This window comes from Antarctobacter heliothermus (assembly GCF_002237555.1).
Taxonomy (GTDB): domain Bacteria; phylum Pseudomonadota; class Alphaproteobacteria; order Rhodobacterales; family Rhodobacteraceae; genus Antarctobacter; species Antarctobacter heliothermus_B.
The window spans coordinates 3,512,164-3,527,793 of record NZ_CP022540.1 but is presented as its reverse complement, the minus strand read 5'-3'; the positions used below and the strand labels follow the sequence as shown (position 1 = coordinate 3,527,793).

4 protein-coding genes (1 of these 4 only partly in view) are annotated in these 15,630 nt (G+C 70.1%); all 4 read right to left on the bottom strand.

What is annotated here, in order from left to right; translation table 11 throughout:
• Tightly spaced (each overlapping or abutting the next), the 4 genes in view from ANTHELSMS3_RS16925 to ANTHELSMS3_RS16910 form a layout consistent with a single transcriptional unit that may run on beyond the window.
• On the bottom strand, positions 1–321 hold the 5' end (the start) of the coding sequence (locus ANTHELSMS3_RS16925; RefSeq protein WP_094035902.1) for a type I polyketide synthase. Its footprint begins 7,176 nt before the window's first position; only the first 321 of its 7,497 coding nucleotides appear in the window; its start codon is at positions 319–321; its stop codon lies off the left edge, out of view.
• On the bottom strand, positions 318–4,697 hold the full coding sequence (locus ANTHELSMS3_RS16920) for a type I polyketide synthase (RefSeq protein ID WP_094035901.1): 4,380 nt from the start codon (positions 4,695–4,697) through the stop codon (positions 318–320). Before ANTHELSMS3_RS16920 ends, ANTHELSMS3_RS16925 begins: the two co-directional genes overlap by 4 nt.
• Positions 4,694–11,119: a type I polyketide synthase gene (locus tag ANTHELSMS3_RS16915; protein ID WP_094035900.1), complete on the bottom strand. Its 6,426-nt coding sequence runs from the start codon at positions 11,117–11,119 to the stop codon at positions 4,694–4,696. Before ANTHELSMS3_RS16915 ends, ANTHELSMS3_RS16920 begins: the two co-directional genes overlap by 4 nt.
• Positions 11,116–15,630: a type I polyketide synthase gene (locus ANTHELSMS3_RS16910; RefSeq protein WP_094035899.1), complete on the bottom strand. Its 4,515-nt coding sequence runs from the start codon at positions 15,628–15,630 to the stop codon at positions 11,116–11,118. The genes ANTHELSMS3_RS16915 and ANTHELSMS3_RS16910 overlap by 4 nt, the downstream gene beginning before the upstream one ends.

Below are 15,630 nucleotides of genomic sequence, written 5' to 3'. Positions count from 1 at the left end.
AACATGGTCGATGAAGCCGCCCCGGCGGGTGGAGATACGGCCCTCGCTGTCCGGGTCCGGATCAAAGAGACTGTCGTGATCCCAGCGGTTTTCGGGCACCGGACCGGTGGCGTCGCAGCCGTTGTCCAGCAGGTGCCAGAACGCGTCGGGACCGTCTGCCCCCGGCACCCGGCAACCGATCCCGACCAAGGCGATGGGCGCCTTTGCGGCCTGTTCCAGCGCGGCGATCCGCGACTCCGCCGCCTCCAGCGCGATCAGCGCGCGTTTTAGCGGCGAGAGCTCCGTTTGTTTCGCGGCAAGGGCAGGGTCGGGCGTGTTCATTGTTTCAGCCGCTCCAGCAGCAAGGCTTCGACTTCTTCCTCGCTCATCGCCTCGATTTCCTTCGCGCGTCCGGCGTCCACCGGACCGTTGGCTCGCGGTGTCGGGGGCGGCAGGCTGTCCTTCGTGGTCTCGTCGGACGGGGCCGACATGGAATCGAGATAGGCCGCAAGCGCAATGATCGTCGGGTGATCGAAAACCAGCGTCGCCGGCAGCCCCTCCGTCAGCCCAAGATCCTGCGCCAGTGTGTTGCGCAACTGCACCGCCATCAGCGAGTCGAGCCCGAGGTCAAGCAGGCGCTCGTGATCCAGCGGGGGCTGGTCGGCATTGCGGCGCAGCAGGCGCATCACCCGGATGCGCACAAGCTCGGATATGGCGCGGGCACGTTCGCGCGGAAGCGCCCCGGCGATCCGCTCCATCGCCGCGTCCAGCGCAGGATCCGTTGCCTGCGGCGCGGTGGCCTGGAAGGCGGGAACCTTGGTCGTCGCGGTCTCGTCTTGCGGGACCCCAGCCAGCGGCGCGCGCGCCACGATCAGGTGCTGACCGACCGTGTCGGCGGCGGTGCCCGCGCGGGGCCAGGACTCGGCCTTGTCGAACCCGGCCTCGGTAAGCGCGTCGGTCCATGTCGGCGCGTCGATCAGGGCCAGGTCGTCGCTGCGCAGCGTGTCCTCGGCGTGCCGCCAGCCTTCGATCAGGCCGGTGGTAATGTTGAAATAGGTGAAATGCTCGGTGGATTCGATCAGGACCAATACTCCGCCGGGCCGCAGAAGGCCGCGTAGATGGCCGAGGGTCTCGGGCAGGTTGCGCACCGCATGCACCGCATTCGATGCCAGAACGAGGTCAAAGCTGCCGCGCGCAAAGCCCTGCTCCGCCGGGGCAGTTTCAAGGTCGAGGCGCGCGAACGCCATGCCCTCGCGGTCGCTGAACCGCGCCTGCGCCCGGTCGAGGAACAGGTCCGACACATCGGTAAAGACATACTGCACCGACCGCCCGGCCAGCGCCTCCAGCACCGCCGCCGTGGTGCCGCCGGTGCCCGCTCCGGCCTCGATCACACGCAATTCCGGGCCGGCACTGTCGGCGATGGCTTCGACCGCCGCCGCCGCAAGGCCGTTCATGTAGCGCATCGTCGCGGAGCCTTCGTAAAGCCCAAGGGCGAGCGCAAAATCGCCATCGGGAAACAGCGTCTCCAGCGGGCTGACCTCGCCACGGATCACCGCGCCGACGATCCGGGTACAGTGGCGCACATAGTCCATCAGCGGGGCATTGCCCGACAGTGCGGCCTCGGCGCGGGCCAGCGCGCCGGACAGGTCGGGATCGGCCAAGCCGTCCGGCACGGAGAACCGCGCGCCGTCGCGCCGCAAGGTGCCGGTGGCGGCGAGGTCAAGCAGCCAGCGTTCGACCAGCGGCGCGAAGTCGGGCAGGGCGCCCAGCTCCGCCACGACCTTGGGAACCGTGGCGCTGTCGGCCTCGGCCCCGAACAGGCCGGCGTCGCGCAACAGAGACACGATCCGTGCCCGCGTCAAATCGGCCAGCGCCGTCCAGGCACCGGGGCAGGCGGCCGCATCGAAGCCCAGCGGCCCGCGTTCGCATTCCCGCGACAGCCGCGCGCCGAACCGGGCCCAGCGGTTTTCCGGGTCCTGCCGCATCCTTGCCGCGCCGGGGCGGGCGCTGGGATGCCAGTGGCGCGCCCGTTCGAACGGATAGGTCGGCAGGGCGACCCGGCGGGCCGTGCCCGGGGTCTGCAGAGCATCCGGGTTCACCGCCGCGCCATCGACAAAGAGCTGCCCGAGGCTTTCGCAAAGATCGCGCCCGTCCTCGCCATTGCGGCGCAGCGAGGCGAGGAAGTGCAGCGGCCGGTCGACGCCCGAAAGCTCGGCGCATTCGGCGGCCATTCCCGACAGGACGGGATGCGGTCCGATCTCGACGAAATGGGTGATCCCGGCCTCCAGCAGGGTCGCCACGCCGTCGGCGAACCGCACCGGCTGGCGCAGGTGGTTGGCCCAATGGTCCGGCACGACGCCATCATCAGGCACGAAATCGCCGGTCAGGTTGGAGACTAGCGGGATGCGCGGCGCGGTGTGGCGTACCCGGCCCGCTGCAGCGCGGAACTGTTCCAGCACCGGGTCGACCAGCGGGCAATGCGCCGCGAAGGCGATGTGCAGCGGCTCCACCCGGAAACCCTGCGCCGTTAGCCGGTCGAGCACCGGGCGCAGCGCCGGCTCTGGCCCGCTGAGCACGTGGTTGCGCGGCGTATTGTAAGCGGCGATGCCGACCCCCGCCACGTCGTCCAGCAGCGGCTGGATCGCGTCGCGCGGGGCAAAGACGCCGGCCATCATGCCCTCGGCCGCGACCTGCGCCGTCAGCCGGCCGCGTTCTGCCACCAGCATCAGCGCATCCTCCAGCGGCATCATTCCGGCAATTGTCGCGGCGGCGAATTCGCCAAGACTGTGACCGCAGACCGCGTCTGGTTTCAGCCCGAACGACATCCACAGCCGCGCCAGCGCGTATTCCAGCGCAAAAAGCGCCGGCTGGGCGATGCCCGGCGCCCGGATCCGCGATTCGTCCCCGGTGTCGTGCAGGGCGGCGACCAGTCCGCCTGGAACGGTGTTCCCCAGCGCCTCGGCGCAGGCGTCGATCGCGCGCCGGTAGACCGGCTGTGTCTCATAAAGCGCGCGCCCCATGCCGGGATGCTGCGCTCCTTGGCCGGTGAAAAGAAACCCGATCTTCGGCCTTTGACCGGGTTGGGCCAGGCCGGTGGCGATCGCCGGATCGGCCAAGCCAGAGCCGAAGCCCCGTAACGTCTGCGCCAGCTCCGCGCGGTCACGCACGGCGACGGACAGCCGGTAGGGCATCCGCGCCCGGCCCGCATTGACGGTGTGGCAGATGTCGGCGATGCCCTCCGCGCTCTCCGCCATCGCCTCTGCCATGTTGCCGCCCAGCACCTGCAGGGCCCCGTCGCTTTTGGCCGACATCGTGAACAGGTGCCACGGCAGGCCCGGAGTCGTCTCGCGCGGGGCCTCTGGTGCCGGGCCGAGGATCAGGTGTGCATTGGTACCGCTGAAGCCAAAGGAACTGACCCCGGCAAAGCGACCGGTTCCGTCGGGCCAGGCCTCCGTTTCGGTCGGGATGCGGACCCGCAGGTTCTGCCAGCCGATATACGGGTTGGGCGTATCGAAGTTCAGATGCGCCGGAATCCGGCCCGAGCGCAGCGCGACCAGCGTCTTGAGCACGCCCGCCGCCCCCGCCGCGGATTCGAGATGGCCGAGATTGGTCTTCACCGACCCCACTACAAGCGGTGGCGCGTCGGCCCGGTCGCGCGCGTAGGCCCGGCCTAGCGCTTCCATCTCGATCGGGTCGCCGAGGCTGGTGCCGGTGCCGTGCGCCTCGACATAGCCGACATCGCCGGGTGTCAGCCCCGCGTCTTCCAGAGCGGCGCGGATCAGCACCTCCTGCGCGCGCCCGTTCGGCGCGGTCAGACCGTTGCTGCGCCCGTCCTGGTTGACCGCGCTTCCGCGGATCACCGCCAGGATGCGGTCGCCGTCCGCCTGCGCGTCCTCCAGTCGGCGCAGCGCCAGCACCACGCAGCCTTCGCCGCGCACATAGCCGTCGGCGGCGGCGTCGAAGGTTTTGCAGCGCCCGTCGCCCGCCAGCATCCCGGCGCGATCGAAATTCACATGCACCTCGGGCGACAGCATCAGGTTGACGCCGCCGGCCAGCGCAACGTCGCATTCCCCCGCCACCAGCGCCCGGCGCGCCAGGTGCAGCGCGACCAGCGACGACGAACATGCCGTGTCCACCGTGATCGCCGGGCCGGTCGTGCCCAGGAAATAGGACAGGCGCCCCGCCGCGACCGAGAAGGACGACCCGGAGGTGAAATAGGGATCGATCGCCGGGATGTCGGACAGCATCATCCGACCGTAATCGCTGTTCGCCATGCCGATAAAGATGCCCAACGCGCGCTCGGCAAAGCTGTCGGGAGCGTGGCCCGCATCCTCCAGCGCCTCCCAGCCGGTTTCCAGCAGCAGGCGCTGCTGCGGGTCCATGCTGGCGGCCTCGGCGCCCGAGATGCCGAAGAACTCCGGATCGAACAGGTCGACATCCTCGATGAAGGCACCATAGCCCGCTGCGCTGGTCATGTCGCCCGGCAGGTCACCGCCGTTCCAGCGCGCGGGCGGTACGGGTGTGACCAGGTTGCGGCCGTCCCGCAACGCTTCTTCCAGTTGGGGCAGGGAGGAGATGCCGCCGGGCAGGCGCAGGCCGGTGCCCACGATGGCGATGGCGCTGCGTTCCGCCCGGTCCAGCGTCGCCTGATCCAACGCGCCGCGCAGGCGGCGGATCTCGTGCAGGGCGCGCTTCATCTGGTCCGTTGCGGCTGTCATGAGCGTCCCCCTTGCGTATCGTTGCGGTACTGGTCCGACAAGGCCAACTCGGCCTCCAGCAGGGCTTCAATATCGGCCCCTGACAGGTTGTCGGTATCGTCCGTGCCATCGTCACCGGCGCCTTCGGCCGCAAGCTCTAGCCCCAGCCGCTTGGCAAGGTGGGCGGTTAGCAGGGCCAAGGTCGGGTAATCGAACAGCAACGTGGCCGACAGGTCGAGCGCCGTTTGCCGCGCCAGCGCGTTGCGCAGTTCAACCGCCATGAGCGAATCGAGCCCCAGTTCCTTCATCGGGCGGTCCAGCGCGATCTCTGCCCCCGGCGCCAGCCCGATAATGTCGATGGCCGCGTCCGAGATGGCACCGCCCAGCGTCCGGACCGCGTCGTCCGACGCAAGCCCGGCCAGCCGGTCGCGCAGATCGGCGCGGCGCGGGGTCTCTGCGGGCCCCGTGGCGCCTGCGGCGCTGTTCAGGTCCGCAAGCGGGGCGGTGTCGAACCCATCAGGTGCTGTGGCGACCAGCCGGGTCCAGTCCACAGCCGCCACCAGTGCGGCGGGCGTCCCTGATGCGAGCAGGTTTTCGACCGGGGCAAAGCCGGTCTCCGGCGTGATTGCCCCCAACCCGCGCCGCTGCCACCCGTCGTTTCCCGCCTCCGCCAGCCGGGCCGCCATGCCCACGTCTGACCAGCGGCCCCAGGCGACGGACAGCGCCGGCAGCCCCTCGCGGTGGCGCGACAGGGCCAGCGCGTCGAGACCGGCATTGGCCGCAGTATAAAGAGTCTGCCCCGGTGCGCCGAGGAAGCTTGCGGCGGCGGAATAGAGAATGAAGAAATCTAGCGGCAGGTCGCGGGTCAACCGGTCGAGCGTCAGCGCGCCACCCAGCTTACCCCCCAACACTGCCGCGACGTCCTCCGGCGTCCGGGTGGAGACCGGCCCGTCCCGCAGCGCCCCAGCCGCATGAACGATTCCGCGCAGCGGCGGCATGGTTTCCGCGGTCTCGGCCAGCACCCGCGCGGTATCCGCCGCGTCGCCCGCATCGGCGCGGAGCGTTCGCAGGCTCACCCCCATCGCTTCGATTTCGGCCATCGCCTCGCGGGCCGCCGCGCCGGGCGGCGTACGCCCGGTCAACAGGATATGCCGCGCCCCGCGCCCAGCCAGCCAACGCGCCGTGCAAAGGCCCAGCCCGCCAAGGCCGCCGGTGATCCAGTAAGTGGCGTCGGACCGCAGCCCGTCTGCCGTACGCGGCGGCATGCCGATCACGATCTTTCCGACATGTTGCGCCGCGGCCATAAAGCGCATCGCCTCGCCGCTGCGATCCAGCCCGAACGCCCTGGTCGGCACGGGGTGCAGACTGCCATCCGCCAGCCCGTTCAGCAGCTTGTCCAGAAGCCCGGACATCAGCGCGGGGTCCCGTTCTGTGCTCTGTCCCAGGTCGTAGACGTGATAAGTGGCGTCGGGCCGCAACGCGGCGAAATCTTCGGGACGCATCAGGTCGCGTTTGCCCAGTTCGAGGAAGCGGCCGGTGGCCGACAGGCATCGCACGCTGGCCGGGATGAATTCCCCTGCCAGCGCGTTCAGCACCACGTCGACTCCCTTGCCGCCGGTCGCCTCGGCTATCCCGGACTCGAAATCTGTCGACCGCGAATCCATCGCGCGCGCGACCCCCATATCCCGCAGCAGCGCGCGCTTTCCCTCGGTGCCAGCGGTGGCGTAGACCTCGGCGCCACGGGCCAGCGCGATCTGGATCGCGGCCATGCCGACCCCGCCGGTTCCGGCATGGATCAGCACCCGCTCGCCCGCCCGCAGGCCGGCGAGATCGTCCAACCCATAAAGCGCCGTCCCGAAAATCACTGTCAGGCCGGCCGCAATCGGGTCCGAGATGCCCTCGGGCGTCCGCTTGAGCATGTCGACCCGTGCGATGACCTCTTCGGCCAGGGCGCCGGGCGCATAGCCGAACACGCGGTCTCCGGGGGTCAGGCCACCGGCATCGCCGGTGGTCTCGATCACTTCGCCCGCCATCTCGACACCAAGCGGCGGCAGCTTGCCGGGCAGCATTCCCATCGTAGAGAGCACGTCGCGGAAGTTCAGCCCGGCTGCCCGCACCGCGACCCGCACCTCGCCTGGTGCCAGGGCGCGCGGGGCGTTAGCCGCGAGCGACAACCCGTCGATCCCGCCGTCGGGCGCGCGAAGCAGCGCGCGCGGGCCGGGCGGTGCGTCGCGGGACACGGGCTCGAGCACCGGGGTGAGCCGCGCCTTGCCGCGCAAGGCGATGCGGGCCGGACCGACATGGCTCAGGCACTCTGCAAGATCGTCGGCCAGTTGTCTCGGCGCGATCTCGCCGGAGGGGTCGAGGTCGATGAGGTTGATGCCCAATTCCGGATGTTCTGTCGAAGCGGTGGCATAGAACGCCTGCAACGCCGCCTCGGCGCAGGAGATGCGCGCGCCCCCGGTTTCCGCCCCGGTGGCGCAGGCACCTCGGGTCGCGAGGGCAAGGCGTAGGCGCGGCGACGGGTGGGAAACAAAGACCTGCAACCGTCGCAGCGCGGCGGCGACGGCCTGTTCGGGATCGCCATCCGTCCCGGTCCACGGCAGTTCGAGAACCTGGCACGGACCTTCGACAACTGTGGTTTCTTCCACCGCCTTTGCAAGCATGACGTCCGACGCGTCCGGATCGACCCGCCGCGCCGGGGTACCTCGTTCGTGCAAGGCGCAAACCAACGGCTCGCCCGCCTTTTCGGTCGCGATCACCAGCCAAGATGCCGGCGCTTGGGTCTCTTGTCCCCTTGCGAGTTCCCGCCAGACCACGCGGCAGACCTGGGGGGGCTGCGCGGTAGCGTTTTCCAGCGCGCGCGCATCGGCCTCTGCCAAACGCAATCCCGTGATCTGCCCGGCGGCCGTTCCATCGACCGCCGCGAACACCACATCCGCGATCAGCGGGCCGTCGGCGGGCTGCGCCCTCAGCGTCGCCGTGGCGGTCAGGTCGCCTGGGGGCATCGCGCCCGGCAACCGGACGCTCTGCGCGCCCACGGGCAGTAAGGTGCCGCCGCGCGCTTCGCCCGCAGCCAGAACGGCTAGTTGCACGCCCGCGTCGAGGGCGGCCGGATGCAGCAGATGCGCCTGTTGATCCAACCCCTCCGGCAGGTACACCCGGCCAGTGGCAATGCCGTCCCGTGCATGGACGTCCCTTAGCAGACGGAAGGCCGGACCGAACTCTGCACCGCCCTCGCGGAAGCGATCCGCGATGAGTGTGTCCGGAACGGCGTGTCCGGAACCGGCAGGTCCCGGCACAACTGCCGTCGCGGCGCTCTCCACCGCCTCGGCGGGGGCAGAGCGGGCCTCGGCGATGACACGTCCCGCCCCGACCGCGCCTTCGGAGGGAACGACCAGCTTCAGCCGCCAGGTGCCGTCGCGTTCCTGAGCGATCACCTGCCAGCGCAGCCCGCTTTCCGCGGCTTCGGGGATCGGCAGGGGGGCGAGCATGGCGAAATCGACAAGGCAGGCCGCCGCACCGGACAGGGTCTGCACGGCTGCGGCCAGCAGTTCCATCGCGGCAGCGCCGGGCATCAGGACCCGACCAAAGATCCGGTGATCGGCCAGCCAGCCGGTCCGCACGGAAAGTCCGCCCTCGAACACCACAAGATCCTGCGCCGCTATGTCGAGCCGGTTGCCCAGCATGGGGTGCCCGGTGTTGTGCCCGGTAACGTGCCCGTCGCTTGGCGTGGCCGCGTTCTGAACCTCGCGCCAGTGGCGGCGGTGTTGCCACGGGTAACGCGGCAGCGAGGTGACGCGCCCGCCTGCAGGCAGCAGCGCCTGCCAGTCCGGGTTGCGCCCCGATCCAAAGAGCCGCGCGGCGGTCTCGGCCATGCGCGCGGCAGCGGGCTGCCCCCGGCGCAGGGTCGGCAGGATGGTTCCGGCGCTGCCGCCCGCCTCTTCGAGACAGGCCGCGATCGAAGCGCCCAGCACCGGGTGCGGGCCGATCTCGACGAACACGCCCGCGCCGTCCTCGGCCGCGCCCGCGATGGCCTCGGCGAAGCGCACGGTGGAGCGTATGCCGCGCGCGAAATGCCCGGCATCAGGCTGCGCGACTTCGGCGCCGGTGACGGTCGACAGCACACGCGACCGGGCCGGGCCGTCGATCGCCACCCGCCCAAGGGCCGAGACCAGCTGCGTGTCGAACCCGGCCATCCGGTCGCTGTGGAAGGCATAGCGGACGGGCAGGCGGCGGTGCTGGACGCCTTGCGATTCCAGCGCGCCCAAGGCGTCGTCCAGCGCCCCGGTCTCGCCGGACAGCACGATGTCGCGCGGTCCGTTGACCGCCCCGATGCTGAGCGCGCCGTCGTGGCGCGCCACCAGCGCCCGCGCGGTGGCGGCGTCGATCGGAACCGAGGCCATGCCGCCAGTTCCTTCGGCGGCCTGCATGATGCGGCCGCGATGGCAGGCAATCCTCAACGCCTCGTCCAGCGACAGCAGTCCCGCCGCCTCAAAGGCGGCGACCTCGCCGATGCTATGGCCGATCACGACGTCCGGAACATATCCCCAGTCCCGCAGAAGCGCGGCCAGCCCGGTCTGCAAGGCGACAAGCGCGGGCTGCGCGACCGAGGTGCGGTGCAGCGCCTCCGGTGTCGCCAGTTCCTCCAGCAGAGACCACCCGGCAACGGCGCGGATCAAGGTGTCGCAGCGCTCCAGATGGCGGGCAAAGCCGGGCTCGGCCTCGATCAGGTCCAGCCCCATGCCGGGATGCTGCGGACCCTGCCCGCAGAACACAAGACAGAGCTTGCCGCGCGATTCAGGCGCCAGTCCCTGCTGCAGCTTCTGCGCCAGCCGGTCGGCCATCTCCTTGCGGTCGGCGCCGGTGACGGCAAGGCGATGCGCATGGTGGCTGCGCCGGGTCGCAGCGGTGAAACAGAGGTCCTCGAGCGGCGGCTCAGAGGCCGCAAGCAGTCGCGCCCAATCCCGCGCCGTTGCCTCCAGCGCCGCCGGCGAGCGGGCCGAGAGCGGCAGAATCCATGGCTTTCGGGTCGCCGCCTCGGGGGAGCTGCCGGTTTGCGCCGACGCGGCCTCCAACAGCACATGCGCATTGGTGCCGCCGACCCCGAAGGAACTGACCCCGGCCACCGGGGGACCGGCGGTGGCGGGCAGGGGGCGTTGCGCATCGGCGATCTTGAGGCGAGTGCCGGAAAGGTCGATATGCGGGTTCAGCGCGCGGAAGTTGGGTTGCGCGGGCACGGTCCGGTGGGCAAGCACCAGTGCCGCCTTGATCATGCCGACGACCCCGGCGGCGGCCTCCAGGTGGCCGATATTTGCCTTCACCGCCCCCAGCACGCAATCGGGCCGGTCTGGCGCGGCGGCACCCACCGTCTCGGCCAGCGCGCCGACCTCGATCGGATCGCCAAGCGCGGTGCCGGTGCCGTGGGTTTCCACATAGACCAGGTCCTCGACCGCGATCTGCGCCGCAGTCACCGCCTCGCGGATCAACGCCGCCTGCGCCTGCCCGTTGGGCGCGGCCAGCAGCGTCGACTCTCCGTCCTGGTTGACGGCCGAACCGCGGATGACCGCCCAGACCCTGTCACGGTCGGCCAGCGCGTCCGACAACCGCTTCAACGTCAGCACCCCGGCACCTTCGCCGCGACCGAATCCGTCGGCGCTGGCATCGAAGGTCTTGCAGCACCCGTCGGGCGCGAGAAAACCCAATCGCGACATGGAGACCATCAGTTCGGGCGCCAACATCACCGACACGCCCCCGGCCAGAGCGAGGTCACATTCGCCGGTCCGCAGGCTCTGGCAGGCCTGGTGCACCGCGACCAGAGAGGCCGAACAGGCGGTATCGATGGAGATGCTGGGGCCGCGCAGGTCAAACAGGTAGGAAACCCGGTTCGCCAGAACGCTGTGCAGCGTGCCGGTCAGTGTCCGCTGGTCCATCGCGTCGGGATCGCGATACAGCATCTGTGCATAATCGTTGTGATAGCTCGCCGCGAAGACCCCGGTGCGGCTGCGGCGCAGGTCCTCGAAGCGCAGTCCGGCATTCTCAATGGATTCGGTCGCCACTTCGAGAAACAGCCGCTGCTGGGGGTCCATCTGATCGGCCTCGCGCGCTGGGATACCGAAATAGTCGGAGTCGAACCCGTCGATCCGGTCGAGGAACGCCGCCGCATTGGCGGTGCTGCGGCCGGGCGTGTCGGGGCCATCGGCATGCCAGCGCGCCGCGTCCCAGCGGTCGGCCGGAACCGGCCGCGTGACGTTGCGCTCTTCGAGCAAGAAGGACCAGAAGCTCTCGGGCGTGTCGGCGCCGCCGGGCACCCGACAGCCCATCCCGACGATGGCGATGGGGTCGGCGGCCAGCGCGCGGCCGGCCTGCGCGCGCGCCGTGCGGGCCATCAGCGCCAGCTTGACCGCCGAGACGCGGCCCGAATGTTCGTCCTTGCCGCTCATCGGTCGCCCCCCATCAGCGCCGCCAGCGCCTCTTCGTCGCTCATGTCGGCCATTTTCGACAGATCCTGGGCCAGGTCGCCAGGCGTGGCGGCGGCGGGGGCCGTATCCGGGGGGGCGGCGGGTTGGGCCGCTGCGTCGGCAGCCAGGTACTCGATCAGCGCGCCGGCGGTGGGATAGCTCCAGGCCAGCGTCGCGGGCAGCGGCCGCCCGACGGATTTCTCCAGTGCGTTGCGCAGTTCGATGGCCATCAGCGAGTTGAGACCCAGATGCCCCAGCGGCCGGTCGAGATCGACCTCGCCCGCGCCCAGAGACAGGACTTGGCGCACCGCCTCTGGCACAAACCGCTCTGCCGCTTTACGGCGTTGGCGTCCGGTCAGCGCCGAAAACTCGGTCGCATCCTCCGCCGACCCGCTTCCGGGTGCGACGAGGTCCGCGAAGAGATCCATCGCGCGGCCCCTGCGGCTTTCTGCGAAACGCGCCCAGTCCATCCTGAAGCACGAGACGGTCGGCCCGACCTCTCGGAATATCAGATGGCTCAGCAGCGCGTCGCCTTCCTCGGGTTCGAGAAACAGCTCGCCTCGCGCCTCGAACTCGTCCGCGACATGGTCGAGCGCCGCGCGCCCCAGCGCGTTCCACGGACCCCAAGCGACGCTCAGCGCGTGCTGGCCGCGCGCCCGGCGGTCAGCGGCCAGCGCGTCGAGTCCGCAATTGGCCGCCGCGTACCCGGCGAGCCCCTGATGCGGCACGAAGGTCATCGTCGAGGAGTAGAGGACAAACAGGTCGAGCTCTGGAAATAGGCGGTCCAGTGTCCTCGCGCCCTCCAGCTTGGTCATCACCGATCGCGCGTAGGACTCCCGATCCATTTCCGTAGCCAGCCGGGTGTCATAGGCGGTGGCGAGGTGGACCAGCCCGCCGATTGACGGGCGCAAGGCTGCCTCCCGCTCTGCCAGCAAAGCGCGCATCGCGGTCTCGTCCGAAACGTCGGCGGTTGCGATTTCCACTGTGGCGCCGGCTGCCTCCAGCGCGACGATCCCTGAGATCCGACGCTCTGTCTCTGGATCGTTCATCGCCTGGCGCCATTCCGCGCGGGGCGGCAGGGGGCGGCGTGACAGCAGCACGACATGCCGCGCCCCGGCCCGGACCAGGCAGGACGCGGCCCGCAGGCCAAGCGCGCTGAGGCCACCGGTGACCAGGTAGGCGGCATCGGGGCGCAGCGCAAAGCCCGGTCGCAGCGTGGAGCGCCCCTCCATCGGGCCGATCCGGGGCACCAGGGCGGTGCTGCCACGCAGCGCGATTTCCTGCTCTGCGTCCGCGGCAAGCGCCTGAGCGGCGATCGCCGCGGCGCTGTTTGCCGACAGTGGGCCAGCTTCGGCATCGATCAAGCGGATGGCAAGCTCGGGGTGTTCCTCCGCCACCACGCGGGCCGCACCGACCAGCGCGGCCTGGTCCACCACGACGGGCTGCGCGTCGCCGCGAGCCAGAGTCGCGCCCCGCGTCACGAAGACGAGCCTGTCGGGGCTCAGGCCGCTGTCGCGCAGGTCCTTCACGATGGCAACCGGCAGGAAGCCCGCGCCCGCGTCCGGGGCGACCACCAGGACACTGGCGGTGTCCCCCGCGTCGCCCATCGCCGCGCGCGCGGCATCCAGCGGGGCGATGCGCGCCGATGCGCCGTGGGCGGACAGCGCTTCCGCGATTGGGGTGCAGACCTGCGGGTCTCCGAGCAGGAGCCAGGATCCGGGTGCCGGAGAGGCCGGCACGGTGCTCTGCGGGGCCTCTGTCCAGCGGATTTCGTGCAGCAGGGCGCGCGTTGCCTCCGGCATTTGCGGGGCCCGTGCCGACATGCCGCCGGGGCGCAGGTCGGCCGCCTCGTGCCAGTGTCGCTCTCGCTGCCAGGGATAGAACGGCAGCGGGATGTCGGTGCTGGAAGGCGGCGCATAGGCCGCCCAGTCGACCTTGACCCCAGACACCCAGAGCCGCGCAATGCCCTCGGCCAGCACCTCGTCGGCCGCCCGGTCGCGCCGCTCGCTCACCACCAGGGCGGGGTCCCGTCCCGCGCCGGCAAGGATTTGTTCGACCGATGCCATCAGCACCGGGTTCGGGCCAAGCTCGACAAAAGCGGAGGCGCCAGCGTCGAGCGCGGCCGAGACCGCATCGACGAAGCGGACGGGTTCGCACAGGTTCCGCGTCCAGTAACCAGCATCGAGCGGCACGTCGCCGACCGCCGCTCCCGTGACCGTCGAGAACATCGGCAACCCAGCCTCAACCGGCGCGATCCCGCGCAGCGCGGCGTCAAGCGGTTCTGCCAGCGCAGCCATCTGCGGGCCGTGCGAGGCGACATCCACGTTAATCCGGCGGCAGAATATCCCGTCGCGTTCCAGCTCTGCCAGCAGATCGTCGAGCGCCCCGGCATCGCCGGAGATCACGCAGGAGCGGGGGCTGTTATACGCCGCGACGGACAAGCGACCGGTGAAGGGAGACAGGCGCGTGTCGAGATCCGCGCCGACGAGTTCGACCAGCGCCATGCCCCCTTGGCCGCTGGTCCGCGCCATCAGGGCGCTGCGATTGACCACCACGCGCATTGCGTCTGCCACGCTCAGCCTGCCGGATATCGCCGCCGCCGCGACCTCACCCATGCTGTGGCCGATCACGCAGGTGGGCCGCACGCCCAGCGAGATCCAGAGCCGCGCGTAACCGATGGCCAGCGCCGCGAGCACCGGCTGGATCACCTCGATTCTGTCGAGTTTCCAGCCCGCGGCGTCCTTGTCCAGGCGGAGTTGTTCGGTTAGGGACCAGTCGACCAGCGCGCCGAGGGCGGTTTCGCATTCGGTAATGGCGGCGCGGAACGCGGGCGTATGGTCCAGGAAGTGGCGGGCCATGCCGACCCATTGGCCACCCTGACCCGGCGCCACGAACACGATACTGGGTGCGCCTTGGGCCGGGGCACGCCCCGATAACGCCGGGGCGCCGCCATTGCCAAAGGCGCGCAGAGCGGCGACGAGCGCGAACCGGTCGGCGACCGGGAATGCGGCGCGAAAGCCGAGTGCACTGCGCCGGTCGGCCGCGGCGGCGCACCAGTCCGCCACCGGGATGTCTCCCTGACTCTCCAGAAGGTCGGCGTGGCGCAGAGCCAACGCCCGCAGCGCCGACTCGCTGTCCGCCGAGACCGGCAATACGGGGGCGTGGCGCACAGTGGCCTCGGTCCCGCGGACCTCGCGGACAAGCGCGGACTGGACGATCACATGGGCGTTCGACCCGGAGATGCCGAATCCGCTGATGCCCGCGATACGCTCTGCCGTGTCCCATCGCGTCGTCTCGGCGGCGACCTCGACCGGATGCGCCGGCCAGTCGAAGGCCGGGGTAGGTGTCCGGAAATGCAGACTAGCAGGGATTTCCCCGGTCTTGACCGCAAGCACCGCCTTCATCAGCCCGGCGATCCCGGCGGCTCCCTCGGTATGACCGATATTGGTCTTGACCGAGCCGACCCGAAGCGGCGTGGCGCGGTCCCGGCCCAGTACCGCCGTCAGCGCGGCCAGTTCCTCGGGGTCGCCGGTGCGTGTCCCGGTGCCATGCGCCTCAACATAGCCGACGCTTGCGGGAAAGACACCGGCATCCTTGACTGCGGCCGCAATCAACGCCTCTTGGCCCAAACGGCTGGGGCGACCGAAACTGCCGCTGGAATTGCCGTCGTTGTTGAGCGCGCTGCCCCGGATGATCGCATGGATACGGTCGCCGTCCGCCAGCGCGTCGCTCAGGCGTTTCAGCAGGATCATGCCAGCACCCTCGCTGCGGACATAGCCATCCGCAGCGGCGTCGCCGAACTTGCAGTGCCCGTCCGGCGCCATCATCCGAGCCTGCGAATACCCGATGGTGATATGCGGGTTTAGGATGACGTTCACTCCGCCCGCGAAGGCCATTGCGGACTCGCCGGTCCGCAGCGACTGCACTGCCAGATGCACCGCCGTCAGCGACGAGGCGCAGGCGGTGTCGAGAACCAGGCTGGGCCCCTGGAGGTTCAGCAGGTTCGAGAGGCGGCCGGCGATCGTGTAACGCCCGCTGCCGATGGTCATCTCGAAATCGGTGATTTCGGGATCGGCGAGCAATCGCATCTCGAAATCATGCAGCCATTGCCCGACGAAGACGCCCACCCGCCGGCCGGAGAGGCGATCTGCCGGAGTGCCGCTGTCCTCCATCGCCTCCCAGGCGGTTTCCAGGATCAGCCGCTGCTGCGGGTCCATCCGTGCCGCTTCGCGCGGGGAGACGTGGAAGAAACCGGCATCGAAATGGTCGATCTGGTCGAGATAGCCGCCGTATCGCGACATGATATGACCCGGCATGGCGGGTTCGCCGTCAAAGAGCCGGTCAACCTCAATCCGGTCCGGGGGGATCGGGCCGATCGCGTCGCGACCGTCGCGAAGGAGGTCCCAGAACGCCTGCGGCGTGTCGACGTGCCCGGGAAACCGGCACCCCATGCCGATGACCGCGACGCTGCGCTCTTCGTCGTGTTCGTTCAC